The sequence below is a fragment of the Streptomyces sp. NPDC001219 genome, from assembly GCF_053597915.1.
In genome coordinates this window covers 1-24,766 of sequence record NZ_JBSFJF010000025.1, presented here as the reverse complement: position 1 = coordinate 24,766, position 24,766 = coordinate 1, and the positions used below count along the sequence as shown (strand labels likewise).

The 24,766-nt window shown below is 71.0% G+C and carries 20 protein-coding genes and 2 tRNA genes; 11 read left to right on the top strand and 11 right to left on the bottom strand.

Annotation, left to right across the window (positions count from 1 at the left end; genetic code table 11):
• Nucleotides 1–16: 16 nt before the first annotated feature.
• The 4 genes from ACWC9R_RS18345 to ACWC9R_RS18330 form a co-directional block, all read right to left on the bottom strand.
• Entirely contained in the window at nt 17–694 is a 678-nt protein-coding gene (locus ACWC9R_RS18345) for an ATP-dependent Clp protease proteolytic subunit (protein WP_328391389.1), read from the bottom strand.
• A gap of 65 nt (nt 695–759) precedes the next feature.
• Nucleotides 760–1,362, bottom strand: a complete 603-nt coding sequence (locus ACWC9R_RS18340) for an ATP-dependent Clp protease proteolytic subunit (protein ID WP_362606955.1) — start codon at nt 1,360–1,362, stop codon at nt 760–762.
• Nucleotides 1,363–1,655: 293 nt separating this feature from the next.
• Entirely contained in the window at nt 1,656–3,038 is a 1,383-nt protein-coding gene (tig, locus tag ACWC9R_RS18335) for a trigger factor (protein ID WP_450732712.1), read from the bottom strand.
• A 228-nt stretch (nt 3,039–3,266) separates the two neighbouring features.
• Nucleotides 3,267–3,343 (bottom strand) — tRNA-Pro (locus ACWC9R_RS18330).
• A gap of 183 nt (nt 3,344–3,526) precedes the next feature.
• Between ACWC9R_RS18330 and ACWC9R_RS18325 the strand changes: the two genes are divergently transcribed.
• Together ACWC9R_RS18325 and ACWC9R_RS18320 are read left to right on the top strand one after the other, a co-directional pair.
• Nucleotides 3,527–3,597 (top strand) — tRNA-Gly (locus tag ACWC9R_RS18325).
• Between the two features lie 108 nt (nt 3,598–3,705).
• Nucleotides 3,706–4,083, top strand: coding sequence for an arsenate reductase family protein (locus ACWC9R_RS18320; RefSeq protein WP_450732710.1), 378 nt, complete (start codon nt 3,706–3,708; stop codon nt 4,081–4,083).
• A 37-nt stretch (nt 4,084–4,120) separates the two neighbouring features.
• On the opposite strand, the gene ACWC9R_RS18315 is transcribed toward ACWC9R_RS18320, so the two are convergent.
• Complete coding sequence (locus ACWC9R_RS18315; protein WP_159745942.1) at nt 4,121–4,315, bottom strand: hypothetical protein; 195 nt, start codon at nt 4,313–4,315, stop codon at nt 4,121–4,123.
• A 605-nt stretch (nt 4,316–4,920) separates the two neighbouring features.
• On the opposite strand from ACWC9R_RS18315, the gene ACWC9R_RS18310 reads away from it, so the two are divergent.
• Complete coding sequence (locus ACWC9R_RS18310; protein ID WP_450732708.1) at nt 4,921–6,084, top strand: acyltransferase family protein; 1,164 nt, start codon at nt 4,921–4,923, stop codon at nt 6,082–6,084.
• Between the two features lie 27 nt (nt 6,085–6,111).
• On the opposite strand, the gene ACWC9R_RS18305 is transcribed toward ACWC9R_RS18310, so the two are convergent.
• Nucleotides 6,112–7,257: a PP2C family protein-serine/threonine phosphatase gene (locus tag ACWC9R_RS18305; RefSeq protein WP_450732706.1), complete on the bottom strand. Its 1,146-nt coding sequence runs from the start codon at nt 7,255–7,257 to the stop codon at nt 6,112–6,114.
• 127 nt (nt 7,258–7,384) lie between these two features.
• Here ACWC9R_RS18305 and ACWC9R_RS18300 point away from each other — a divergent pair, with 127 nt between their 5' ends.
• Nucleotides 7,385–8,614: a GNAT family N-acetyltransferase gene (locus ACWC9R_RS18300; protein WP_450732704.1), complete on the top strand. Its 1,230-nt coding sequence runs from the start codon at nt 7,385–7,387 to the stop codon at nt 8,612–8,614.
• Between the two features lie 60 nt (nt 8,615–8,674).
• Here the strand turns inward: ACWC9R_RS18300 and ACWC9R_RS18295 are convergent, their stop codons facing one another.
• Nucleotides 8,675–9,496, bottom strand: coding sequence for an Fpg/Nei family DNA glycosylase (locus ACWC9R_RS18295; protein WP_450732702.1), 822 nt, complete (start codon nt 9,494–9,496; stop codon nt 8,675–8,677).
• A 71-nt stretch (nt 9,497–9,567) separates the two neighbouring features.
• Complete coding sequence (locus ACWC9R_RS18290) at nt 9,568–10,053, bottom strand: ribose-5-phosphate isomerase (RefSeq protein ID WP_362606940.1); 486 nt, start codon at nt 10,051–10,053, stop codon at nt 9,568–9,570.
• 211 nt (nt 10,054–10,264) lie between these two features.
• On the opposite strand from ACWC9R_RS18290, the gene ACWC9R_RS18285 reads away from it, so the two are divergent.
• A complete protein-coding gene (locus ACWC9R_RS18285) occupies nt 10,265–11,719 on the top strand; it encodes an amino acid permease (protein ID WP_450732700.1) in 1,455 nt (484 codons plus the stop codon).
• 73 nt (nt 11,720–11,792) lie between these two features.
• Here ACWC9R_RS18285 and ACWC9R_RS18280 read toward each other — a convergent pair whose 3' ends face one another.
• Entirely contained in the window at nt 11,793–12,389 is a 597-nt protein-coding gene (locus ACWC9R_RS18280; RefSeq protein WP_450732699.1) for a biotin transporter BioY, read from the bottom strand.
• A 326-nt stretch (nt 12,390–12,715) separates the two neighbouring features.
• On the opposite strand from ACWC9R_RS18280, the gene ACWC9R_RS18275 reads away from it, so the two are divergent.
• From ACWC9R_RS18275 to ACWC9R_RS18265, 3 genes are all read left to right on the top strand, one after another.
• Entirely contained in the window at nt 12,716–14,128 is a 1,413-nt protein-coding gene (locus ACWC9R_RS18275) for an amino acid permease (RefSeq protein WP_450732697.1), read from the top strand.
• A gap of 295 nt (nt 14,129–14,423) precedes the next feature.
• Nucleotides 14,424–15,866, top strand: coding sequence for an amino acid permease (locus ACWC9R_RS18270; protein ID WP_450732696.1), 1,443 nt, complete (start codon nt 14,424–14,426; stop codon nt 15,864–15,866).
• A gap of 174 nt (nt 15,867–16,040) precedes the next feature.
• Nucleotides 16,041–16,682, top strand: a complete 642-nt coding sequence (locus ACWC9R_RS18265) for a superoxide dismutase (protein ID WP_109889760.1) — start codon at nt 16,041–16,043, stop codon at nt 16,680–16,682.
• Nucleotides 16,683–16,802: 120 nt separating this feature from the next.
• Here the strand turns inward: ACWC9R_RS18265 and ACWC9R_RS18260 are convergent, their stop codons facing one another.
• Nucleotides 16,803–17,438 carry a mycothiol-dependent nitroreductase Rv2466c family protein gene (locus ACWC9R_RS18260; protein WP_450732694.1) on the bottom strand — a complete coding sequence of 212 codons (636 nt, stop codon included), beginning with the start codon at nt 17,436–17,438 and terminating at the stop codon, nt 16,803–16,805.
• A 123-nt stretch (nt 17,439–17,561) separates the two neighbouring features.
• Between ACWC9R_RS18260 and pepN the strand changes: the two genes are divergently transcribed.
• Both pepN and ACWC9R_RS18250 read left to right on the top strand, forming a co-directional pair.
• On the top strand, nt 17,562–20,150 hold the full coding sequence (pepN, locus tag ACWC9R_RS18255; protein ID WP_450732693.1) for an aminopeptidase N: 2,589 nt from the start codon (nt 17,562–17,564) through the stop codon (nt 20,148–20,150).
• Nucleotides 20,151–20,274: 124 nt separating this feature from the next.
• Entirely contained in the window at nt 20,275–21,297 is a 1,023-nt protein-coding gene (locus ACWC9R_RS18250) for a hypothetical protein (RefSeq protein ID WP_450732691.1), read from the top strand.
• A gap of 18 nt (nt 21,298–21,315) precedes the next feature.
• Here ACWC9R_RS18250 and ACWC9R_RS18245 read toward each other — a convergent pair whose 3' ends face one another.
• A complete protein-coding gene (locus ACWC9R_RS18245) occupies nt 21,316–23,055 on the bottom strand; it encodes a TIGR03767 family metallophosphoesterase (protein WP_450732689.1) in 1,740 nt (579 codons plus the stop codon).
• A 550-nt stretch (nt 23,056–23,605) separates the two neighbouring features.
• Here ACWC9R_RS18245 and ACWC9R_RS18240 point away from each other — a divergent pair.
• Nucleotides 23,606–24,637 carry an aspartate-semialdehyde dehydrogenase gene (locus tag ACWC9R_RS18240; RefSeq protein ID WP_450732687.1) on the top strand — a complete coding sequence of 344 codons (1,032 nt, stop codon included), beginning with the start codon at nt 23,606–23,608 and terminating at the stop codon, nt 24,635–24,637.
• Nucleotides 24,638–24,766: the final 129 nt, after the last annotated feature.

Here is a 24,766-nt window from a genome sequence, read left to right as displayed (position 1 = left end):
CATTCAGCGGAGATCGCTAACCGATCGACACGGACGACTTCCGCGTCGAGACGATCTGGTCGACCAGACCGTACGCCAGGGACTCCTCGGCGGTCAGGATCTTGTCACGCTCGATGTCGTCCCGGATCTTCTCGATCGGGGTGGTGGAGTGCTTGGCCAGCAGCTCCTCCAGCTGCGAACGCATCCGCAGGATCTCGTTGGCGGCGATCTCCAGGTCGGAGACCTGGCCGCGGCCGGTCTCGCTGTACGGCTGGTGGATCAGCACACGGGCGTTCGGCAGCGCCATCCGCTTGCCGGGGGTGCCGGCGGCGAGCAGCACGGCCGCGGCGGAGGCCGCCTGGCCCATGCAGACCGTCTGGATGTCCGGCTTCACGAACTGCATCGTGTCGTAGATGGCGGTGAGCGCCGTGAAGGAACCGCCCGGGGAGTTGATGTAGATCGAGATGTCCCGGTCCGGGTCCATCGACTCCAGGCACAGCAGCTGCGCCATCACGTCGTTGGCCGAGGCGTCGTCGATCTGCACGCCGAGGAAGATCACGCGCTCCTCGAACAGCTTCGCGTACGGGTCGTACTCGCGCACGCCCTGCGAGGTGCGCTCGACGAAGCGCGGGACGATGTAGCGGGACTCGGCGCGCGGGCCGGAAAACTCGGACTCCGCGCCCTGGGAGAGGCCGCTGCCGGGGTAGTTGTTCATCGTGGTGTTCACCGTCCTGGTGGCGATCAAGTGGGCTGGGGGCTGTAGGGCGAGTGGTACGGGGCTCAGGCGCCCGTGCCGCCCCCGCCCGGAACGCCGGCGGCAGAAGTCATGACGTCGTCGATCAGGCCGTACTCCTTGGCCTCATCGGCGGAGAACCAGCGGTCGCGGTCGGAGTCCTGGGTGATCCGCTCGACGGTCTGGCCGGTGTGGAAGGCGGTCAGCTCCGCCATCCGCTTCTTGGTGTGCAGCAGCCGCTCGGCGTGGATCTTGATGTCGGACGCGGAGCCGGCCAGACCCGCGGAGGGCTGGTGGATGAGGATCTCGGCGTTCGGCAGCGCGAAGCGCTTGCCCGGGGTGCCGGCACTCAGCAGGAACTGCCCCATGGAGGCGGCGAGGCCCATCGCGATCGTCACCACGTCGTTCTTGATGTACTGCATGGTGTCGTAGATCGCGAGGCCGGCCGAGATCGAGCCGCCCGGGGAGTTGATGTAGAGGTAGATGTCCTTGTCCGGGTCAGCGGCGAGGAGCAGCAGCTGCGCCGTGATCTTGTTGGCGATGTCGTCGTCGACCGGCTGGCCGAGGAAGATGATCCGCTCGCCGAGCAGCCGGTTGTAGACCTGGTCGCCGAGGCCACCGAAGGTCGGCTCAGCGGCGGCGGAAGGCATCGGGATCGTCACGTGTCCACCTGCTCGTTGTCGGACGGCCTGGGGCCGTCTCAGCGTCGTCTTCTGGGGCGCGGGGATCGGCGCCGTGTGTCGCCCCGGCGCGGTTTCAGGGACTCCCCTGCCCTCGTATCTACGGACCCTAACGCGCAGGTCGGACAACGCCATCCCGCATCGATAACTGTTCGCTGTGAGCGCAGGCTCACCGGGTGGTACGAAGACGGGCCCGGACACGCGGGCGTGCGTGTCCGGGCCCGTCATCAGCGCTCTCCGGGAAGGCGCGAGGCGGCCGTGGCTCAGGCCTCGGGCTTCTCGTCGGCGGCCTCGTCCTCGGTGCCCTCGGCCTCGACGGTCTCGGCGGTCTCGTCCTCGTCGTCGAGGTCGATGACCTCGCCGTTGCTGTCCTTGACCGTGGCGGCCTCGACGACGACCGCGAGGGCCTTGCCGCGGGCGACCTCACCGACGAGCATCGGCACCTGGCCACCCTCGACGACGGCCTGGGCGAACTGGTCGGGGGACATGCCGGAGGACTGTGCGCGGCGCATGAGGTGCTCGGTGAGCTCCTCCTGGCTGACGTTCAGCTTCTCCTTGTTGACCAGCTCGTCCAGGATGAACTGGGTCTTGATGCCCTTCTCGGCCTGCTCCTTGGTCTCGGCGTCGAACTCCTCCTCGCTCTTGCCCTGGATCTCCAGGTACTTCGCGAGGTCGAGGCCCATCTGACCGAGCTGGTGGTTGACCAGGTTGTGCTTGCGGGTCTCGACCTCGTCCGCGAGCAGCTTCTCGGGGATCGGCACCTCGACGAGCTGGAGCAGCTCGTCCAGGACCTTCTCCTGCGCCTGGGTGGCCTGGTCGTACTTCTTCATCTGCTCGAGGCGCTTGCGGCTGTCGGCGCGCAGCTCCTCGAAGGTGTCGAACTCGCTCGCCAGCTGCGCGAAGTCGTCGTCCAGCTCGGGCAGTTCGCGGGACTTGACCTCGGTGACCTCGACCTTGACCTCGGCCTCCTTGCCCTCGGCGGAACCGCCCTTGAGCTCGGAGGTGAAGGTGGCGGAGTTGCCGGCCTCGACGCCCTTGACGGCCTCGTCGATGCCGTCGAGCAGCTCACCGGAGCCGACGGTGTAGGTGACGCCCTCGGCGACACCGTCCTCCAGGACCTCGCCGTCGACCTTGGCCTCGAGGTTCAGCGTCAGGACGTCGCCGTCCTGGGCGGCGCGCTCGACCGGGGCGGTCGTGGCGAAACGCTCACGCAGCTGCTCGACGGACTTGTCGATGTCCTCGTCCGACACCTCGACGGCGTCGACCTCGACCTCGATGCCGGAGTAGTCCGGGATCTCGAGGGCGGGACGGATGTCGACCTCGGCGGTGAAGGCCAGCAGCTCGCCGTCCTTCAGCTCGGTGATGTCGACCTCGGGCTGGCCGAGGACGTTGAGCTCACCCTCGTTGACCGCCTCGGTGTAGAACTTCGGGAGCGCGTCGTTGACGGCCTCCTCCAGCACGGCGCCACGGCCGAACCGCTGGTCGATGACCCGGGCAGGGATCTTGCCCTTACGGAAGCCCTTCACCGTGACCTGCTGGTTGATCTTCTTGTACGCCGCGTCGAGGCTGGGCTTGAGCTCCTCGAAGGGCACCTCGACAGTGAGCCGAACCCGAGTCGGGTTCAGGGTCTCCACGGCGCTCTTCACGGTTCGGTCTCCTTGGGGCTGACTTCTGGGGTTCTGCTTGAGATCCGCCCGTATCCGGCTTTCCGGCTACCGGCCGATCACGCCCGGTACACAGACACACGGGCACGCAGCTTGCATAGTAACCGCAAGGAGGTTGACGCCCACAACGCGATCTTGATCGGGAGCCGCTCAAGCGGCAGCGCCTCGGTGGGCCGGACCCGGCCGCTGTCGCCGGGCCGGCCTCTCTGCTGGTCGGGGTGGCCGGATTCGAACCGACGACCTTCCGCTCCCAAAGCGGACGCGCTACCAAGCTGCGCCACACCCCGTCGGTGCGACACGTAGGGTACATGGCCGCCGACGCTCCGGCTGCCAGTTATCCGGGGCGCCCGGTGGCGGGACACGGGGGCGTGAGAGGCGCCGCGCGCCGTCCTCGGAAAGGGATGTGCGGCACACCGCCGCGACCCGCTAGGATGCACTGCGTGCCGAGGTCCGTGCGACCTGTGGCGCTTGCGGGCGTAGCTCAATGGTAGAGCCCCAGTCTTCCAAACTGGCTACGCGGGTTCGATTCCCGTCGCCCGCTCTCACGAGGAAGCCCCGGACCGGCGGTCCGGGGCTTTCCGCTGTCCGGGACGGGGCGTCGCGGGCCCGCCTCTTCGCCGCGCGGACGCGGGTCAATAAGGTGGCCGGCATGGAGATCTGGCTCAATCCCGCGTGTTCCAAGTGCCGTTCCGCCGTGGAGATCCTCGACGAGGAGGGCGCCCACTACACGGTGCGCCGGTACCTCGACGACCCGCCGACGGCCGGGGACCTGCGGGAGGTGCTGACGCGGCTGGGCCTGGAGCCCTGGGACATCACCCGGACCCAGGAGGCCGAGGCCGGGGAACTGGGCCTGAAGGACTGGGAGCGCACCGACGCCGCGCGGGAGCGGTGGATCGCGGCGCTGGCGGCACACCCCCGGCTGATCCAGCGGCCGATCATCACGGCGGACGACGGATCGGCGCTGGTGGGACGCAGCGAGGACGCCGTGCGCGAGGCGGTGTCGCGGACCGGGGACGAGGCCTCGTAGGGCGTTACCTCGGGCGGCACGAGGGCCGGCGGACGACCTAGAAGGTGATGTGGTTGATGGTGTCCGCCAGCGAGTTGAGGAATTTGTTGATCGACGGCGCCACGCCCGTGGAGGCGAGGAAGAAGCCGAACAGTATGGCGACGAGCGCCGGGCCGCCCTTCAGCGACTTCCCTCTGATCAGCACGATCAGGATGATCCCCAACAGCAGCACAACTGACAGCGAAAGAGCCACAACTGATCACACCCTTGGTCGGAACGCCTCACCGGCCCGGGAGCATGCCGCGCACACCCCCCGGCACCCATCGTGCCACCAACTCCATGCCCACTGCAGGCCGGTGACGAATCATCGGCCAACGCTTTGCCCGATTCCCGCCGCTGGCGGCCGAGGGGCCACGAAGGAGTGACGCGAGGGGGTCGTGCAGGGGTCGCGCGGAGGGCGGGCGACCGGTCGCGCGAGGCCGGCCGACGGCCCGGGAATTTCCCCGCCTGACGCCGCATCGGCAATTCCCGCCGATCATTCACCGCGGCGCTCTGATCATTAATAAGGCTCGTGGGAATTTGAAATTCGTGGCATCCGTCACTGCCCTGCGGGGCGATTCGAAGGCTTATTAGCATTCGGACATAAGACTAAGGAATGGGACATTCCCCCAGAGTCACTTGCGGGGGATACCGCCCGATTTGGGGGGATGAAGGGGCATGAAACGGGCGGCGTGAAGGGTGTCCTGGCCCGACGATTGCGGATTTTATCGGGGTGCCCTCCCGAGCGGCACCCGGCGAAATAACGAAGGCCCGCCACACGGTTTTACGGGCCCGCCGACCGCCGCTATCGTGCCTCAAATGTTTCCCGCTGCCTCGACCCCCCGAAGCGCCCTGCCCCCTGCCCAGGAGGCGGCGGGCGCGGACCGGACCGGGCCCACGGCTCCGCCGTCCGGCGCGCCGGAGGGCACGGCGGCGGCCGCGCCGAAGTCCGGCAGCCGTAACCCCTTCTTCGACAACGCGAAGTACCTGGCCATCGTGCTGGTGGCGATGGGGCACGTCTGGGAACCGCTGACCGACGGCAGCCGGACGGCCGAGGCGTTCTACATGACCGTCTACACCTTCCACATGCCGGCCTTCATCATCATTTCCGGTTACTTCTCGCGCAGCTTCGACATGCGCAAGGACCGGCTGCAGCGGCTGGTCACCGGGGTCGCGGTCCCCTATGTCCTCTTCGAGACGGCCTATGCCTTCTTCAAGCGCTGGGCGGACGACGACCCCGGGCACCCCATCAGCCTGCTCGACCCGTGGTTCCTCACCTGGTTCCTGGTGGCCCTGTTCATCTGGCGGCTGACGACCCCGCTGTGGAAGATCGTGCGCTGGCCGATCCCGCTCGCGGTGGCCATCGCCGTCCTCGCCTCCGTGTCCCCGGACATCGGTGACGACCTGGACCTCCAGCGGGTGCTGCAGTTCCTGCCGTTCTTCGTCCTGGGGCTGCTGCTGAAGCCGGAGCACTTCCAGCTGGTGCAGCGGCGGGCGGTGCGGATCGCCTCGCTGCCGATCTTCGCCGCGGCGCTGGTGATGGCCTATTGGGCGGCGCCCCGGATGTCCTCGGCGTGGTTCTACCACCGGGACAGCGCCCAGGAGTTGGGCACCACCTGGTGGATCGGCGCGGTGATGACCCCGGCGCTCTTCGGCTGCTCGCTGGTGCTGGTGGCCTGCTTCTTCGCCTGGGTGCCGACGCGGCAGACGTGGTTCACGGCGCTGGGCGCGGGGACCCTCTACGGCTACCTGCTGCACGGCTTCCTGGCCAAGGGCTCACGGTTCTGGGGCTGGTTCGACGACTACGCCTGGCTGCACACCCCGCTCGGCGAGATCGCGGTCACGCTGATCGCGGGCGGGATCGTGACGGCCCTGTGCACCCCGCCGGTCCGCAAGGTGTTCCGCTTCGCCATGGAGCCGACGATGGCCTGGGCGTTCCGCAAGGACCCGGCCGACACGGCACGGGCGCGCGTCAGCGCCTGAGCGCCCGGCCCGCCGGGCCCGTCCCGGTCAGGCGTCCCGGCAGATCAGCAGCAGCGCCCGGTCGTCGTTGACGTCCTTGGCGACCGCCTCGATCAGATGCCAGGCGGCGCCGGCGAAGCCACCGGTGACATAGCGGTCGGCCTCGCCGGTCAGCCGGTCGATGCCCTCGGCGATATCGCGGTCGGCGGCCTCGACCAGGCCGTCGGTGAACAGCATCAGGACGTCGCCGGTGCGCAGCGTGCCCTTGACCGGGTGGAACTGCGCGCCGTCGTAGACGCCCAGCAGCGGCCCGTCCCCCGACTTCTCCTCCCAGCGGCCGGTCCCGGCGCTGAGCTGGAGTGCCGGAAGGTGGCCGGCGGAGAGGAGTTCGTAGTCGCCGGACTCCAGGTCGAGGACGAGGTGGATGGAGGTCGCGAACCCCTCGTCCCAGTCCTGGCGCAGCAGATAGCCGTTGGCGGCGGGCAGGAAGCCGTGCGGCGGCAGCGAGCCGAGGAGGCCGCCGAAGGCGCCGGACAGCAGCAGCGCGCGGGAGGCCGCGTCCATGCCCTTGCCGGAGACGTCGGTCAGCACCACTTCGAGGATGGTGCCGCCGTGGGTGCGGGAGGCCACCACGAAGTCGCCGGAGAAGGACTGTCCGCCGGCCGGGCGCAGCGCCATCTCGTGGTGCCAGCCCTGCGGCAGCCTGGGCAGTTCACTCTGTACGCGGATGCGTTCGCGCAGGTCGAAGAGCATGGTGCCGCCGCGTCGCCAGGGCACTCCGACCCGGCTGCGGAACTGCGCGATCAGCAGCCCGAAGAGCCCGACCGCGGCGACGACCAGGACCGTGCCCGGGGTGATCCGTTCCGGCCCTTCGTCGTACGGGCCGAACAGCGCGGACTCCACCACCAGCGCGGTCGCCGAAGCGCCGTACAGGACGAGGAGGTTGGCCGGCCGCAGCAGCAGTCCGCCGGCGATGACCGGGAGGACCAGCGCCGTCGGGGCGATCCATTCCGGCCACCAGAGTGTGCCCGCGGCGATGGCGGGTATGGCCAGGAGCAGCGCGGCCAGCGCGAACCGGTCGGAGCCCTCGCCGCGGAAGTAGTCGACACCGGCCTTGCGCACGCCGATGCGGGCCCGGTGCAGTCCTTTGTGCATCCGGGCCGACAGGGTTTCCGTTCCCTGGCCGCTGGTCATCGCTCTCGGACCTTATCCACCCGTTCGGCGGTGCGTCGATTCGCCGCACGTCAGCCCGGGAAATTCCCGGAAAACCCCGTGGGAAATGCGGTCGCGCCGCTATGGAGGGTGCTGCTAGGGATGGGGTATGGCGACGGAATTACGCAGGGTGCGGGACATCGAATGGGACGTCTGGTCGGACGCCCTGGACCGGGCGTTCGGCGAGGTGCCCACCGGTCCTGAGCACCGGGCCCTCCGGCGGGAGGCGACCGAGATCGACCGCTCGACGGGTGTCTGGGACGGTGCCGAGTGTGTCGCCACGGCCGGGGCGCTCTCGTTCCAGCTCACCGTCCCGGGCGCCGCCGGGGTGCCGGCGGCCGGGCTCACGATGGTCAGTGTGCGGCCGACGCACCGCCGCCGCGGGCTGCTGCGGACCATGATGCGGCACCACCTGACGGACGCCCGGGAGCGCGGGGAGCCGCTGTCGGTGCTGACCGCCTCGGAGCCGGCGATCTACGGACGGTTCGGCTACGGCCCGGCGACCCAGGAGCTGCAGCTGACGGTGGACACCGTGCGGCTGCCCGCCCCCGAGCTGCCCGGGGTGGACGGGGTTCGGCTGCGGCTGGCGGACCCGGCGGCCGCGCTGCCGGAGTGCGAGCGGGTCTACGCCCGGCTGGTGCCGGGCCGGCCGGGGATGCCGGCAAGGCTGCCCGGCTGGGAGCGGATCGCGGTGCTGGACCTGCCGGCCGACCGGGACGGGGCCGGGGAGCTGCAGTGTGTGCTGGCCGAGGTGGACGGCGAGGTGCGGGGCTATGCCCGTTATGCGATCCGGCCGGTCTGGGACGACGCCGGGCCGGCGGGTGTGGTGCGGGTGCGGCACATCGAGGCGCTGGACCCGGTGGTGTACGCGGCGCTGTGGCGCTTTCTGTTCGGGATCGATCTGACCTCGTCGGTGTCGGTGCGCACCCGGCCGGTGGACGAGCCCCTGCTCCATCTGGTCGGGGACATGCGGCGCTGCCGTCCCGTGCTGCGCGATGCGCTGTTCGTGCGGCCGGTGGAGGTGGGCGCGGCGCTGGCGGCGCGGACGTACCGGACGCCGGTGGATGTGGTGCTGGAGGTCACCGACCCGTTCTGCCCGTGGAACGAGGGGCGCTGGCGGCTGACCGGCGACGGCGCGGGCGCGTCCTGTACGCGGACCACGGACCCGGCCGGGCTGGCCCTGTCCGTACGGGAGCTGGGGTCGGTGTATCTGGGCGGGTTCACTCTGACGGCGCTGGCGGCGGCGGGCCGGGTACGGGAGCTGCGGCCCGGGGCGCTGGCGGCGGCCTCGGCGGCGTTCGGGTCGGAGGTGGCGCCCTGGCTGCCGCACGGGTTCTGACCTACGGCCCGCCCCCGGGCCCGGTGCGGGGACGGGCGGGGTGCGGCGGCCCCTGAACGGTCAGGCGCCGCCGCTGCCGGGCTGGCAGCCCGGGCACCAGAAGAGGTTGCGGGCGGCGAGGCCGGCGGTGCGGATCTCGCTGCCGCAGATGTGGCAGTGCTGGTGGGCGCGGCGGTAGACGTACACCTCGCCGCCGTGGTCGTCGACCCGGGGCGCGCGGCCCATGGCCTCGGGCAGATGCTCCGGGCGGACGGTGTCGATCCGGTTGTCCCGGACGCCCTCGGCCATCAGGAACACCAAGTCGGCCCAGAGGGCGTCCCATTCGGCGCGGGTGAGGTCGCGGCCCGCGCGGTAGGGGTCGATCCCATGGCGGAAGAGGACCTCGGCGCGGTAGACGTTGCCGACGCCGGCGACGACCTTCTGGTCGAGCAGCAGCGCCGCGATGGTCGTACGGCTGCGGGAGATCCGCTGCCAGGCGCGGCCGCCGTCGTCCCCGGGGCGCAGCGGGTCGGGGCCCAGCCGGTCGTGTATCGCGCGCTTCTCGTCCCCGGTGATCAGCGCGCAGGTGGTGGGGCCGCGGAGGTCGGCGTACGCGGCGGCGCCGGTGAGACGGAGGCGCACCGTGTCGGTGGGCGGCGGCGCGGGGGCCGCGCCGAAGCCGAGCTTGCCGAACAGGCCGAGGTGGACATGGACCCAGCGGTCCCGGCCGAAGCCCAGGAAGAGGTGCTTGCCGTGGGCCTCGGCGCCGGTCATGACCTGGCCGTCGATGAGGGCCGCGCCGTCCGCGAACCTGCCCTGCGGACTGCTCACCCGGACCGGTTCGCCCTCGAAGCGGGTGCGGTGGTCCAGGGCGAGGCGGTGGATCGTATGCCCCTCGGGCACGGAGGTCCTCCAGTGGGCGCGCCCGCCCTCCCCGGCGGCCGGGGAGGGCGGGCGACGGGATGAACGGGGGGTCAGCCCTGCGGGTGGTGCGCCGGGATGGCGGGCAGCTCGCCGGTGGTCTCGTAGGCCGAGAGCATCTCGATGCGGCGGGTGTGGCGCTCCTCACCCGAGTACGGGGTGGCGAGGAAGATCTCGATGAACTTCGTCGCCTCTTCCTCGGTGTGCATCCGGCCGCCCACGGAGATCACGTTGGCGTTGTTGTGCTCGCGGCCGAGCTTGGCGGTCTCCTCGCTCCAGGCCAGCGCGGCCCGGACGCCCTTGACCTTGTTCGCGGCGATCTGCTCGCCGTTGCCGGAGCCGCCGATCACGATGCCGAGGCTGTCCGGGTCGGCGGCGGTCTTCTCCGCGGCGCGCAGGCAGAACGGCGGGTAGTCGTCCTGGGCGTCGTAGAGGTGGGGTCCGCAGTCGACGGGCTCGTGGCCATGGGCCTTGAGCCATTCGACGAGGTGGTTCTTCAGGTCGAAGCCGGCATGGTCGGAGCCGAGGTACACGCGCATGCGATGAGTGTGACACGGCTGCCGCCGGGTAGGCGCGGCTGGGTCTCCGCCGGACTCCTGCACGGAAAGCTACCCCCCGCCTTCTGTACGCAAGCGCATCGCGTAACCGTCCAGGGTTTCACACAACAATCCGGCTGCAGACCTTCCAATCCACGGTTAACGAAGATCTAATGCGGGGGATTCATCCAAGAACCACGAATGGACGGTGCACATGGGCGCGCACCCGCCTACCACCAAAGTGGTCCCCACCGCCGGTGACCCCGGCGGCGGTGTGACCGGGGGGCAGTCGCAGGACGGGCTGCAAGCAGGACTCAAGAACCGCCATCTGTCGATGATCGCCATCGGCGGGGTGATCGGCGCCGGCCTGTTCGTCGGCTCCGGCGCCGGGATCGCGGCCGCGGGTCCGGGCATCCTGCTCTCGTACGCGCTGACCGGCCTGCTGGTCGTGCTCGTGATGCGGATGCTGGGTGAGATGGCCGCGGCCTCTCCCACCTCGGGGTCGTTCTCCGCCTACGCGGACCGGGCGCTGGGCCGCTGGGCCGGGTTCACGATCGGCTGGCTGTACTGGTTCTTCTGGTCGGTCGTGCTGGCCGTCGAGGCGACCGCGGCCGCCGCGATCCTCACCGGCTGGGTCCCGGCCGTCCCGCAGTGGGCCTGGGCGCTGCTGGTGATGATCGTGCTGACCGGTACGAACCTGGTCTCGGTGGGCTCGTTCGGCGAGTTCGAGTTCTGGTTCGCGGGGATCAAGGTCGTCGCGATCGTGATCTTCATCGTGGTCGGCGCGCTGGCGATATTCGGGCTGCCGCCGGGCGGTGACCCGGTCGGGATGTCGCATCTGACCGGGAACGGCGGGTTCCTGCCGCACGGTCCCGGGGCGATCCTCTCCGGCATGCTGCTGGTGGTCTTCTCCTTCATGGGCAGCGAGATCGTCACGCTGGCGGCGAGCGAGTCGCCCAACCCGGTGCAGGCCGTCCGCAAGGCCGTCAACAGCGTCATCTGGCGGATCGCGCTCTTCTACATCGGCTCGATCACGGTGATCGTGACGCTGCTGCCGTGGGACGACCCGGCGGTGGCCAAGAGCCCGTACGTGGCCGTGCTGAAGTCGCTGGAGATCCCGTACGCGGGCACCGTGATGGACGTCGTGGTGCTGACCGCGGTGCTGTCCTGTCTGAACTCCGGGCTCTACACCGCCTCCCGGATGGCGTTCTCCCTCGGCCAGCGCGGGGATGCGCCGAAGTCGTTCGCCACCGTCAACAAGGGCGGCGTCCCGGCGGTCGCGATCTGGGCGTCGGTGGCCTTCGGCTTCGTCGCGACGATCTTCAGCTATACCTCGAAGGACACCATCTTCCAGTTCCTGCTGAACTCGTCCGGCGCGGTGGCGCTGTTCGTCTGGCTGGTCATCTGCTTCTCGCAGCTGCGGATGCGCCGGATCATCGAGCGGGAGGCGCCGGAGCGGCTGACGGTGCGGATGTGGCTGTACCCGTGGCTGACGTACGCGACGATCGGGCTGATCGTCTTCGTCATCGGCTACATGTTCTACGACCCGGACGGGCGCGAGCAGATGGTGCTGTCGGTGGTCGCGGCCGTGGTCGTGCTGGCGGTCGGACTGATCCTGGACCGCCGTCGTCCGCGGGAGCGGGACGCGGTCGAGGCCGAGGGCGTGTGACGCCGTAACAGCAGAGGAGAAAAGGGCGGGGCCCGCACCGAACCGGTGCGGGCCCCGCCCTCTTCTCAGCTTCTCAGCCGCGGCGCCCGGCGAGCTTCCAGGCGGTGGGCAGCGCGCCCATGGCCAGCGCGGCCTTGAGGGCGTCGCCGAGGAGGAACGGGACCATGCCGACGGCGACGGCCTTGCCGAAAGACATGCCGGTGCTCAGCGCCAGGTAGGGGACGCCGACCGCGTAGATCAGGGCGGTGCCGGCGGCCATGGTGGCGGCGGTGCGCAGCACTCCGCGGTCGCCGCCGCGGCGGGCCAGCGCGCCCACGGCGGTGGCGGCCAGCAGCATGCCCACGATGTAGCCGAAGGTGGCACCGCCGGCGCCCGAGGCACCGCCGGCGAACCACGGCATGCCCGCGAGACCCGCCAGGGCGTACAGCGCCAGCGACAGCAGACCGCGGCTCGCGCCGAGGGAGGCGCCGACCAGCAGGGCGGCGAAGGTCTGGCCGGTGACCGGAACCGGGGAGCCGGGGACCGGGACGGCGATCTGCGCCGCGACACCGGTGAGCGCGGCGCCGCCGAGCACCAGCGCCGCGTCACGGACGCGGGCGCGCGAGGCGGTGGCGGCCGGCAGCAGATCGGCGAGGACCGAACCAGGACGGGAGAGAGCGGCAGTGCTCATCGGGACTCCGCGGTGTGAGAGGGACATGACGGGACGCGACGACGTTAGTCCAGCGAGCGCCCGGCGATCATCGTGTGGCGGCGACAAAGCCGTAACGGCCCGCTTGGAGACTTCCGAACAACTGCCACGCTGCCAGGACCCGGCGGAGTGTTCGGCGTCTTCGCAGGTCACGTGATGCTCATCACGGCCGGGACCGCGTCATGGCGCCGGTTTTGTGGTAGCGCGCGGGGTGCGGCGACACTGTGTCCGCCCCGCGGTCACCTGTGGAGTTCCCCCAATACCGCCGACGGCCCCCGCCGCCTCGGCCCTGGCGAGAGTACGAGCCCATGCACGACACCACCACCCCAGCCGGTGTGCCCGCCCCCAGCGCGGACACCGGTGCGCAAGAGCCGCTGTCCGCGGGGCTCAAGCAGCGCCATCTGACGATGCTGGGCCTGGGCGGGGTGATCGGCGCGGGCCTGTTCGTGGGCTCCGGCGCGGGGATCGCGGTGGCCGGCCCGGGGATCGTGCTGTCGTATCTGATCGCGGGCACGCTGGCGATGCTGGTCATGCGGATGCTCGGCGAGATGTCGGCGGCGATGCCGGCGTCCGGCGCGTTCTCCGTGCACGCGGAGCGGGCGCTCGGCCGCTGGGCCGGGTTCAGTGTGGGCTGGCTGTACTGGTTCCTGCTGGTCGTGGTGCTCGCCGTGGAGGCCACCGGTGCGGCGCAGATCGCCAACGGCTGGGTGCCGGCGGTGCCGCAGTGGGGCTGGGTGCTGCTCTTCATGACCGTCTTCACCGTCGCCAACCTGGCCGCGGTGAAGAACTTCGGCGAGTTCGAGTTCTGGTTCGCGGCGCTGAAGGTCACCGCGATCGTGCTGTTCCTCGCGCTGAGCCTGCTGGCGGTCCTCGGCGTGCTGCCGGACACCGAGCCGGTCGGGCTGACGAACCTCACCGGGCACGGCGGTCTGCTGCCGCACGGCTGGGCCGGGGTGGTCTCCGGTGTCCTCGCGGTGGTGTTCGCGTTCGGCGGCCTGGAGGTCGTCACCATCGCCGCGGCCGAGTCGGACGATCCGGCGCGTGCGGTGGGCCGGGCGGTGCGCAGCGCGGTCTGGCGCATCCTGTTCTTCTACGTCGGCTCGATGCTGATGATCGTGACGCTGCTGCCCTGGTCGTCGATGGAGCCGGGCAAGAGCCCGTATGTCGCGGTGCTGGACGGCATCGGTGTGCCGGGCGCCGGGCAGATCATGAACATCGTGGTGTTCGTGGCGCTGCTCTCCGCGCTGAACGCCAATCTCTACGGCTCGTCGCGGATGGTGTTCTCGCTCGCCGAGCGGGGCGAGGCGCCGCGGGCGCTGCTGAAGGTGTCGGGCGGCGGGGTGCCGCGCCGGGCCGTGCTGGCGTCGGTGGCCTTCGGCTTCGTCTCCGTGCTGCTGAACCTGAAATGGCCGGATTCGGTCTTCCTCTACATGCTCAACGCGGTCGGCGCGGTGCTGCTGTTCGTCTGGGGACTGGTCGCCGTGTCCCAGCTGCGGCTGCGTCCGCGTATCGAACGCGAGGCGCCGGAGAAGCTGACCCTGCGGATGTGGGCGTTCCCGTATCTGACCTGGGCTTCGCTGGTGGCCATGGGCGGCGTGCTGGTGCTGATGCTGACCGATGAAGCGGCCCGTCCGCAGCTGCTGTGGTCGGCCGGGGCGACCTGTGTGGTGCTGCTCGTCGCGGGCGTACGCGAGCTCCGGGCGCGCCGCGCGGGGCGCTGACCCGCTGCGACGGAGATCACACCGCGTCGTAATCGACGACGATTCAGGTACACACGGTGACGATCACGTCTGAATACCGAACATTCGCTGCACAACTGTTGCCCTGAGCGGACACCGGCGCTCAAACTGGGCCCCGCTTTGCCGAGGACCCCGGAGTTGTGCCGTCGGCAGGCCCTTCGCGACCTGCTGCCCCGGCGGGGGTCCAGGGGGCCCGGCAGCACCGTCGCACCGGTCGCGGCCCCGGGAGAACGCAGTAACGCCTTGCTCCGCTCTCACCTACTGGGACAGGTACGACATGAATCGGACACCCTCGTCCGCCGCCACCGCGCGCGAGCAGAGCGACGCGGTTCAGGGCGCGGGCCCCGACAGCGGCTCCACGCTGTCCAACGGCCTCAAGCAGCGCCATCTCTCGATGATCGCCCTGGGCGGGGTGATCGGCGCGGGCCTGTTCGTCGGCTCGCGCGAGGGCATCGCCGCGGCCGGCCCCTCCATCGTGCTGGCCTACGCCGTCTCCGGCGCCCTGGTCATGCTGATCATGCGGATGCTCGGCGAGATGGCCGCGGCCAATCCGGCCTCCGGCTCCTTCTCCGTGCACGCCGAGCGCTCCATAGGCTCCTGGGCCGGGTTCACGGTCGGCTGGATGTTCACCGCGCTGCTGTGTGTGGCGGTGGCCGCCGAGGCGCTGGGCGCCGCGGATGTGATGCTCCAGTGGTTCCCGGGCACCGAGCCGTGGATGTGGGTCCTGCTGTTCATGGTGATCTTCACCGGGACGAACCTGGCCGCGGTCAGCAACTTCGGTGAGTTCGAGTTCTGGTTCGCCGCCCTGAAGGTCGCGGCGATCGGCATCTTCCTGGTCCTGGGCGTGCTGGCGATCCTCGGTCTGCTGCCGGGCACCTCCGCGCCGGGCACCACCCACCTCACCGGCGACGGCGGTTTCCTGCCCAAGGGCGTCGACGGCCTGATGGTCGGTCTGCTGGCCTCGGTGTTCGCCTACGGCGGGCTGGAGACGGTGACCATCGCGGCCGCCGAGTCCAAGGACCCGGTGCGCGGGGTCGCCAGCGCGGTGCGCACCGCGATGTGGCGGATCGCCCTCTTCTACGTCGGCTCGATGGCCGTCATCGTCACGGTCATCCCCTGGAGCGCCCCCGCCATCGCCAAGAGCGGCCCGTACGTGGCGGTGCTGGACTACCTCAAGATCCCGGCGGCCGGCCAGGTCATGAACGTCGTCATCCTGGTCGCCCTGCTCTCCGCGGTGAACGCCAACCTCTACGGCTCCTCCCGGATGGCGTACTCGCTCATCTCCCGCGGCCAGGGCCCGGCCTTCCTCGGCAAGGTCAGCGGGGGCGTCCCGCGCCGCGCCGTCCTGATGTGCGCCGCCTTCGGCTTCTTCGCGGTGGTGCTGAGCTTCCTGTGGCCCGACACGCTCTTCCAGTGGCTGCTGAACATGGTCGGTGCGGCCGTCCTGGTGGTGTGGGGCTTCATCGCCACCGCCCAGCTGCGGATGCGCCGGATGCTGGAGCGCGAGGCGCCCGAGAAGCTCGTGGTGAAGATGTGGGCCTTCCCGGTCCTGACCTGGGTGGCGCTGGCGGGCATCGTCGCCGTGCTGCTGCTGATGCTGCGCGACGAGAACCAGCGCATCCAGCTGCTGTTCACCGGCGGCTTCGGGGTGGTGCTGGCGGTGATCGGGCTGCTCCGGCAGCGGTCGCTGGGCCGGGGCGCGGGCGTGTCCCAGGAGTAGCGCTCCCCCACTCCCCCGACGGCGGGGCGGGACCTCATTCCGAGGTCCCGCCCCGCCTCCGTCTTTGGGACCAGGCCGGTGCCCGCAACCGGCCGGTGATCACTCCTGCTGATAGCGTGCTTCTGCACATTGTTTGCAACTACTGCTGGTTAGCAGCTTGGAGGCGGGATCGGCATGGCGACCTACACACTTCCGGAACTCCCCTACGACTACGCGGCACTGGCCCCGGTCATCAGCCCCGAGATCATCGAGCTGCACCACGACAAGCACCACGCGGCCTATGTGAAGGGCGCGAACGACACCCTGGAGCAGCTCGCCGAGGCGCGCGACAAGGACCAGTGGGGCAGCATCAACGGCCTGGAGAAGAACCTCGCGTTCCACCTCTCCGGCCACATCCTGCACAGCATCTACTGGCACAACATGACCGGTGAGGGCGGCGGCGAGCCGCTGGAGAAGGACGGTGTGGGCGAGCTGGCCGACGCGATCGCCGAGTCCTTCGGGTCGTTCGCGAAGTTCAAGGCCCAGCTGACCAAGGCCTCCGCCACCACGCAGGGCTCCGGCTGGGGCGTGCTCGCCTACGAGCCGGTCACCGGCCGGCTGATCGTCGAGCAGATCTACGACCACCAGGGCAACGTCGGCCAGGGCTCGGTCCCGATCCTGGTCTTCGACGCCTGGGAGCACGCCTTCTACCTGCAGTACAAGAACCAGAAGGTGGACTTCATCGAGGCCATGTGGCAGGTCGTGAACTGGCAGGACGTCGCCAAGCGCTACGCCTCCGCCAAGCAGCGCGCGAACAACCTGCTGCTGGCGCCGTAACGCTGTTACAGACGTCCCGCCTCGTGATCGTCTTCTCACCCTTCACCTGGCGGGCGGAATGACGGAGCGCCCCCGCACGTCGGATACGTGCGGGGGCGCTCCCCTGCGTGCCGACGGGTGTCAGTCGAAAACGGGGCCCTGGGTCCGGGTCCGCTTGATCTCGTAGAAGCCGGGGATGGAGGCGACCATCAGCGTGCCGTCCCACAGCTTGGCGGCCTCCTCGCCCTTGGGGGCCGGGGTGACGACCGGGCCGAAGAAGGCGATCTGGTCGCCGTCGGAGCCGGGCACCGCGATGACCGGGGTGCCGACCTCCTGGCCGACCAGGTCGATGCCCTCCTTGTGGGAGGCGCGCAGCTCCGCGTCGTAGGCGTCGGAGTCCGCGGCGTCGGCCAGCCCGGCGGGCAGGCCGGCCTCCGCCAGGGCGTCCAGGATCGTCTCGCGGGTGCGCTCCAGTCCGCGGTTGTGGAACCGCGTGCCGAGCGCGGTGTAGAGGGGGCCGAGCACCTTGCTGCCGTGCTGCTGCTCGGCGGCGATGCACACCCGCACCGGGCCCCAGGCGGTCTTCAGCAGCTCGCGGTACTCCTCGGGCAGCTCGTCGAGCCGGTCCTCGTTCAGCACCGCCAGGCTCATCACATGCCAGCGCACCTCGACCGGGCGGACCTTCTCCACCTCCAGCATCCAGCGGGAGGTCATCCACGCCCAGGGGCACAGCGGGTCGAACCAGAAGTCTGCGGGGGTCTTCGCGCTCTCGGACACGGGGTCTCCTCTTCACGGCTGTGCACGTCGGTCACGGTGCTGTTCCTGGAAGGTTCAACCAGCGGCGGGCGTGCCATGATTCCCCGTGTTCGATATTCGAGACGAGGACGAGGGAGTCACGGCGTGCCAGGTGAGAATCTTTCCCGGGACGAAGCACGTGAGCGGGGCCGGCTGCTGAGTGTCGACGCCTACGACGTGGCGCTGGACGTCCGCTCAGCGGTCGCCGGTGACGCGTCGGCCGGGACCTTCCGCTCCCTGACCACCCTCCGCTTCCGCTGCGCGGAGCCCGGCGCCTCGACCTTCGTGGACCTGCTGGCCCCCGCGGTCACCTCGGTCACCCTCAACGGCCGGGAGCTGGACCCCCGGACGGTGTTCGACGGCACCCGGATCACGCTGGACGGGCTGGCCGCGGAGAACACCCTCGTCGTCGACGCGCAGTGCGCCTACAGCCGGACCGGTGAGGGCCTGCACCGCTTCGTGGACCCCGAGGACGGCGAGGTCTACCTCTACACGCAGTACGAGCCGGCCGACTCCCGCCGGGTCTTCGCGAACTTCGAACAGCCCGACCTGAAGGCCCCGTTCACCTTCGAGGTGACCGCCCCCGAGGGCTGGCTGGTGGTCAGCAACGGCGCGCAGGAGGGCGAGGCCGAGGGCGGCCGGCACCGTTTCGCGACCACGAAGCCGATCTCGACGTACATCACGGCCGTCGTCGCCGGCCCGTACCACTACGTCTCCGACACCTACCGCCGGACCTTCGAGGACGGCACGGAGCTGGAGATCCCGCTGGGCGCGCTGTGCCGCAAGGGGCTGGCGAAGCACTTCGACGCGGACGACGTCCTCACCGTCACCAGGCAGGGCCTGGACTTCTTCCACGACCACTTCGACTTCCCGTACCCCTTCGGGAAGTACGACACCGCCTTCGTCCCGGAGTACAACCTCGGGGCGATGGAGAACCCGGGCTGCGTCACCTTCCGCGAGGAGTTCATCTTCCGCGGGAAGGTGACCGAGGCGTCCTACGAGCGCCGGGCCAACGTCATCCTGCACGAGATGGCGCACATGTGGTTCGGCGACCTGGTCACCATGCAGTGGTGGGACGACCTGTGGCTCAAGGAGTCCTACGCGGACTTCATGGGCGCCTTCGCGCTGGTGGAGGCGACGCGCTTCCGGGACGGCTGGATCACCTTCGCCAACCGCCGCAAGTCCTGGGCCTACCGCGCCGACCAGCTGCCCTCCACCCACCCGGTCACCGCCGACATCCGTGACCTGGAGGACGCCAAGCTCAACTTCGACGGCATCACCTACGCCAAGGGCGCCGCGGTCCTCAAGCAGCTGGTGGCGTACGTGGGGCAGGACGCGTTCCTGGAGGGCGCCCGGCGCTACTTCAAGCGGCACGCCTACGGCAACACCCGGCTGACCGACCTGCTGGCCGTACTGGAGGAGACGTCCGGGCGGGACCTGGCGAGCTGGTCGCGTGCCTGGCTGGAGACCGCGGGCGTCAACTCCCTGACCCCGCAGGTCACCTATGACGCCCGGGACCGGATCACCGAGCTGAGCATCCTCCAGGAGGCGGACGCCGAGCGGCCCGAGCTGCGCCCGCACCGGGTCGCGGTGGGGCTCTACCGGCGCGAGGGCGCGGACCCGGCGCTGGTGCGCTACGCCCGCGCCGAGGTGGACGTCTCCGGGCCGCGGACGGCCGTGCCGGAGCTGGCCGGTGCCGAGCGGCCCGAGCTGGTCCTGGTCAACGACGACGACCTGACGTACTGCAAGGTCCGTTTCGACGAGGGCTCGCTGGCCACCCTGCGGGACCGGCTCGGCGAGCTGGCCGACCCGATGGCGCGGGCGCTGTGCTGGGCCGCGCTGTGGGGGCTGACCCGGGACGGGCTGATGCCGGCCCGTGACTACCTCGATCTGGTGCGGCGGTTCGCGGGCCGGGAGAGCGACATCGGGGTGCTGCAGTCGCTGCACGGGCAGGCGCTGACGGCGCTGGAGTACTACTCGGCGCCGGACCGCCGGGAGTCCGCTGCCCGGGAGCTCGCCGAGGGCGCGCTGCGCGAGCTGCGGCTGGCCGAACCCGGCAGCGGCCATCAGCTCACCTGGGCCCGGCACTTCGCCGCCCTGGCCACCACCCCCGCCGATCTCCAGCTGCTCCAGGGCCTGCTGGACGGCACGGCGAAGATCGACGGGCTGGACGTGGACCAGGAGCTGCGCTGGACGCTGCTGGAGCCGCTGGCCGCCCACGGCGCCGCGGACGAGGCGGTGCTCGCCGCCGAACTGGCCCGTGACGACACCGCCTCCGGCAAGCGCCACCAGGTGCGCTGTCTGGCCGCCCGCCCCTCGGCCGGGGTCAAGGCGCAGGCGTGGGCGGCGGTCGTGGAGTCCGACGCGCTGTCCAACGCCCTGGTGGAGGCGACGCTCGCCGGGTTCGCGCAGCCGCAGCAGCGGGAGCTGCTGGCCCCCTACGCCGCGCGCTACTTCGCGGAGATCGAGCGGGTGTGGCGGGAGCGGTCCATCGAGATCGCCATGGACGTGGTGCGCGGGCTGTTCCCCTCCTGGCAGGTGGAGCGGGCCACGCTCGACGCCGCGGACCACTGGCTGGCCGGGCACGAGGGGGCGGCGCCGGCGCTGCGCCGGATGGTGCTGGAGGAGCGGGACGACCTGGCCCGTGCGCTGCGGGCACAGGCTTGTGACGAGGCGGCCGGGGCGCGGCCGTAACCCCCGTGACGACCAGCCCCATTCGGCAGTCGAACGCCCGTACTTTAGTACAGGGTTGTCCGGTTTGCGCTACGGGCGTGTAACAGCGGTTAGGGGGTGGAGCGGGGGCGGGAATCGACCCGGCATGAACCACGACACCCCGCTCTCCCCCCTCCCCCTCCAGCACCTCTCCGCCTCCCGCCGCCGGGTGATGACCACCCGTCAGCTGCGCGAGCACGGCGTCCCCGCGGCGGAGACCACCGAACGCTGCCGCCCCGGCGGCAGCTGGCAGCAGGTGCTCCCGGGCATCTACCTGCTGCACCCGGGTCCGGCCACCAGCGAGGAGCGGCTGCACGCGGTGCTGCTGTACGCCAGTCACCGGGGGCCGACCGTCCCCCGGCAGAGCAGTCCGTCGGGGGACGCCCCGGAGGCGATGATCACCGGGCTGGCGGCGCTCGCCCTGCACGGCTTCGCCGAGGCGCCGCCGCTGCCCGCCCTGGACCGTATCGAGGTGCTGGTCTCCCGCACCCGGCGGCTGCGCTCCACCGGCTTCGCGCGGATTCTGCGGGCGGTGGAGCTGCCCGTGGCGCAGGACGTCACGGGGGTGCCGGCCGCGCCGGTGCCGCGGGCGCTGGCGGACGCGATCGGCGCGCTCACCGACGCCGCGACGGTGCGCCGGCTGCTGACCGAGGCGGTGCGCGGCGGCCACTGCGAGGCGAGCGCGGTGGTGCGGGAGCTGAGCCGGGCCCGGCTGCTGACCCGGCCGCACGTGGTCGACGCGGTGGACACCCTGCTCGCCGAGGGGCGGGCACTGGCCGAGCAGCAGCTGTACGCCATGGTGCGCGAGCACGGGCTGCCGGACCCGCTGTGGAACGTCGATCTGCGACTGCCGGGCGGGCCGCAGCTGGGCGGTGTGGACGCCTTCTGGCCGGAGCACTCGGTGGCCCTGGAGATCGACACCCGGGCCCCGCGCGCCGAGGAGGACCCGCTGCAGTCCCCGTTCTTCCACAAGCGCGAGCATCTGGAGCGGCTGGGCATCACCGTGGTCCGCGTGCTGCCCCGCACCCTGCGCCAGTCCCCGGAGCAGCAGGCCGCCGTAGTGCGTACGGCCCTGATGGCGGCCGGGGACCGGGAGCCGGGCGCGTACGTGGTGGTGCTGCCGCGGTAGCGGGACGCCCCGCGGCCGTCAGCGGCGCTTGAGCAGCAGCTCGACGTTGCGGTCCCCGGCGGTGCCCGCGAGGTCGGTGCGGGCCTCGGGGGCGTTGAAGGACAGCTCGCGGTAGAGGGCGGCCAGGCCGGTCTGCGAGAGGTCGGTGAAGTCCGTGCGGTGCGGGGCGGCCGACTCGACCAGGGTGGTGAACAGCGACAGCGTGCCGTCGTGGTTGTCCACCAGCTCGATGACCCGGGCCAGCTGCGGGAAGTCGATGTGCGAGGCGGTGGAGATCTCCCAGAAGCCGCCGTGCGGGATGACCTCGTTCTTGTGGCTGTGGCCGTTGATCCAGCCGACGACGGCGGGGTGCGCGGCCAGCACCTCGATCAGCTCCGGGCCGCCGTGCCGCTTCTCGTGCGGCCGGGCCGGGTCGGGGCGGGTGTTGTTCATCGTCTTGCCGGTGTGGTGGCTGAAGACCAGCACATGCGCCTTGTCGCCCTTCTCGTTCTCCTTCAGGGTCCGCTCCAGCCAGCGGAGCTGGGCGTCGCCGACCGAGCCGGTGTAGTGGCCGCCGGGGTCGGTGGTGTCCAGGCTGATGCCGAGGACGTCGTCGGAGATCCGGAAGGTGTAGTAGAGGCGGTTCCCGTCGAGGTGCGCGGCGGTGTAGCCGTGGCCGTGTGGGCCGGGGCCGGTGTGCGCGGGGTCCAGGTGGGCGCGCAGGTATTCGGCCCGGGTGAACGGGGCGCGCCGCTCGTCGGGGGTGACCCGCCGGGTCTGCTTGGCGTGCCCCTTCAGCAGCCGCTTGAAGTCCTCCCCCTTGGGGTCGAGGCCGTCCTTGACCGCCTTCCACACCTTCGCGGCCTCGGCGGCGGGCAGCGTCTCCAGCTTGCGCTCCCCGGTGGCGATCTCGGTCCAGAAGGGGTCACCGGGCGCGTAGCAGCCGCCGGGCAGCGAGTCGTGGTTGCCGACCGTCGAGTACCAGGGCATCCGCAGGCCGGGGCTGTGGACGGTGCGGATCGCCGCGTCCAGGAAGCCGTCCAGCTCCGGGAAGCCCAGCTTCTTGTCGGCGTCGCGCAGCGGGCTGTCCGGCTGCCAGAAGAGCTTCAGGCCGCTGTCCTGGACGCCCTCGTAGCGGCGCCGGTCGCCGGAGTTGGGGGTGATCCTGCCGCCGCTCATCGCGGTCAGGAACCACTCCAGCTCCAGCTTGGAGTTGTTGTCGGTGTTGTCGCCGGTGGTCATCACGAAGGACAGCGGGGCGCCGGTGGCGGGCCCGCCGGGCAGTGCGTTGACCCGCTCGATCAGCGAGACGACCCCGGCCACGGACAGCGCCTCCTGCGGCCGCCAGGCGCTGGCGGTCTCGCTGCGCAGGTACTCGTAGCGCAGCGGGCTCTGCACATCGACCAGGTGCAGGTCGGTGAAGTGCACGAACGAGGCCAGCGCGGTGCGCCGCCGGTCCCGCCCGCCGTGCGCGGCGGCCAGCTCGGCGCGTACCACCCGGTCCCAGGCGGGGCCGTCGCCGAGCCGGCGGAAGCCTCCGCTGCCACGCGGCGCCGACACCCCGGCGAGGGTGGTGCCCCGGGTGTAGGGGACGCGGGGGACGGCGGGTGCCTCGACCGGTTCAGGCGCCGCCGGGGCCGGGCCGGGGCTGACGGTGGCGGCCTGGGCCGTCCGGTCCGGGCCGAAGGCCAGCCCGAGTCCGGTGGCGGCACCGACGGCTCCGGTGGCGGCGAGGAACGTACGGCGGTCGAGAGTGGCGGCGGACCGTATACGGGACATTCGCGGGCTCCCCGGGTGAACGCAAAGGCGGCCGGGCAGCACAACTGCCCTGTCACCCTGGATGGTTGGCACCGGGGGTGACCGCCGCGTGAACGCCACCGCAACGCGGAGAACCCATCACCGGACAGGGATCTCCCCGTCATCGGACGGTCACCGCGCCCTGAGGTCCGCGGCGTACGCCGGTCACCGGGAGTTCATCCGGCGGGGCAGCGGGGGCGGTGGGCGGCGGCCGGGGGCGAGGTGGCCGGCGGCCCGGGGGCGGGGTGGCACCCCGCCGGACAGACCGGCTATCACGTGCGCAAGCGGATGTATCGGGAAAAGATGGGTCCGTACCCTGGAACCGGATGTTCCGGCGGCCGGGCCGGGCCGGTGACGTGAGGAGCGGCACACCCGGCCGGAGGCCGCGCGCGGGGGCGTCCGCCCGGCGCCCGGCACGCTCCACGGAAGGGAACGGATTGGACAAGGCGACGGGTATCACACACATGATGGAGCCCGTACTGAGCAGGTGTTCCGAGCAGACACCCGAGCCAGGCCAGAAAGAAGGAGTCCCATGAGGATCGGAATCGTCGGAGCCACCGGACAGGTCGGCGGCGTGGTGCGGGGCATTCTCGCCGAGCGGAACTTCCCGGTCGAGCAGCTGCGGCTGTTCGCTTCGGCCCGGTCCGCGGGGCGCACCCTCCCGTGGCAGGACACCGAGATCACCGTCGAGGACGCGGCGACCGCCGACTACTCGGGGCTGGACATCGTGATCTTCTCCGCGGGTGGCGCCACGTCCAAGGCGCTGGCGGAGAAGGTCGCCGCCGCCGGTCCGGTCGTGATCGACAACTCCTCCGCCTGGCGCCGTGACCCCCAGGTCCCGCTGGTCGTCTCCGAGGTCAACCCGCAGGCCATCACCGACCGGCCCAAGGGCATCATCGCCAACCCGAACTGCACGACCATGGCCGCGATGCCCGTGCTGCGCCCGCTGCACGACGAGGCCGGCCTGGTCTCGCTGGTCGTCGCCACCTACCAGGCGGTCTCCGGCAGCGGTCTGGCCGGTGTGGAGGAGCTGGACAGCCAGGTCCGCAAGGTCATCGAGCAGGACGCCACCAAGCTGACCCACTCCGGCGCCTCCGTGGAGTTCCCGGAGCCGGACAACTACGTCGCCCCGATCGCCTTCAACGTGCTGGCGATGGCCGGCTCGATCGTCGACGACGGGCTGAACGAGACCGACGAGGAGCAGAAGCTCCGCAACGAGAGCCGCAAGATCCTGGAGATCCCGGACCTGAAGGTGTCCGGCACCTGCGTCCGCGTCCCGGTCTTCACCGGCCACTCGCTGCAGGTCAACGCCCGCTTCGCGCGTCCGCTCAGCCCCGCGCGCGCCCAGGAGCTGCTGGCCGGCGCCCCCGGCGTCACCCTCTCCGAGGTGCCCACCCCGCTCCAGGCCGCCGGCCAGGACGCGTCCTTCGTGGGCCGCATCCGCGAGGACGAGACCGCCGAGAACGGCCTGGCGCTGTTCGTCTCCAACGACAACCTCCGCAAGGGCGCGGCGCTGAACGCCGTCCAGATCGCGGAGCTGGTCGCCGCCGAGCTGCGCGGCTGACCGCACCCCGGCGAAACGGCGGGTGCCCGTACGGAGTCTCCGTACGGGCACCCGCCCGTTGGGGGGTGAGGGCCGCCCGGGCGCGAAAAGGAAGCACCCCGGAACCCCCGCCCCCACGAGCGCCCCCCC

Excerpts from the sequence above, each read along its gene's own strand:
- ACWC9R_RS18270 (WP_450732696.1), top strand. The coding sequence starts at position 14,424 with ATGAATCGGACACCCTCGTCCGCCGCCACCGCGCGCGAGCAGAGCGAC.
- ACWC9R_RS18285 (WP_450732700.1), top strand. The coding sequence starts at position 10,265 with ATGGGCGCGCACCCGCCTACCACCAAAGTGGTCCCCACCGCCGGTGAC.
- ACWC9R_RS18305 (WP_450732706.1), bottom strand. The coding sequence starts at position 7,257 with ATGACCAGCGGCCAGGGAACGGAAACCCTGTCGGCCCGGATGCACAAA.
- ACWC9R_RS18320 (WP_450732710.1), top strand. The coding sequence starts at position 3,706 with ATGGAGATCTGGCTCAATCCCGCGTGTTCCAAGTGCCGTTCCGCCGTG.
- ACWC9R_RS18250 (WP_450732691.1), top strand. The coding sequence starts at position 20,275 with ATGAACCACGACACCCCGCTCTCCCCCCTCCCCCTCCAGCACCTCTCC.
- ACWC9R_RS18265 (WP_109889760.1), top strand. The coding sequence starts at position 16,041 with ATGGCGACCTACACACTTCCGGAACTCCCCTACGACTACGCGGCACTG.
- ACWC9R_RS18340 (WP_362606955.1), bottom strand. The coding sequence starts at position 1,362 with ATGCCTTCCGCCGCCGCTGAGCCGACCTTCGGTGGCCTCGGCGACCAG.
- ACWC9R_RS18345 (WP_328391389.1), bottom strand. The coding sequence starts at position 694 with ATGAACAACTACCCCGGCAGCGGCCTCTCCCAGGGCGCGGAGTCCGAG.
- ACWC9R_RS18290 (WP_362606940.1), bottom strand. The coding sequence starts at position 10,053 with ATGCGCGTGTACCTCGGCTCCGACCATGCCGGCTTCGACCTGAAGAAC.
- ACWC9R_RS18300 (WP_450732704.1), top strand. The coding sequence starts at position 7,385 with ATGGCGACGGAATTACGCAGGGTGCGGGACATCGAATGGGACGTCTGG.
- ACWC9R_RS18310 (WP_450732708.1), top strand. The coding sequence starts at position 4,921 with ATGTTTCCCGCTGCCTCGACCCCCCGAAGCGCCCTGCCCCCTGCCCAG.
- ACWC9R_RS18245 (WP_450732689.1), bottom strand. The coding sequence starts at position 23,055 with ATGTCCCGTATACGGTCCGCCGCCACTCTCGACCGCCGTACGTTCCTC.
- ACWC9R_RS18275 (WP_450732697.1), top strand. The coding sequence starts at position 12,716 with ATGCACGACACCACCACCCCAGCCGGTGTGCCCGCCCCCAGCGCGGAC.
- ACWC9R_RS18280 (WP_450732699.1), bottom strand. The coding sequence starts at position 12,389 with ATGAGCACTGCCGCTCTCTCCCGTCCTGGTTCGGTCCTCGCCGATCTG.
- ACWC9R_RS18240 (WP_450732687.1), top strand. The coding sequence starts at position 23,606 with ATGAGGATCGGAATCGTCGGAGCCACCGGACAGGTCGGCGGCGTGGTG.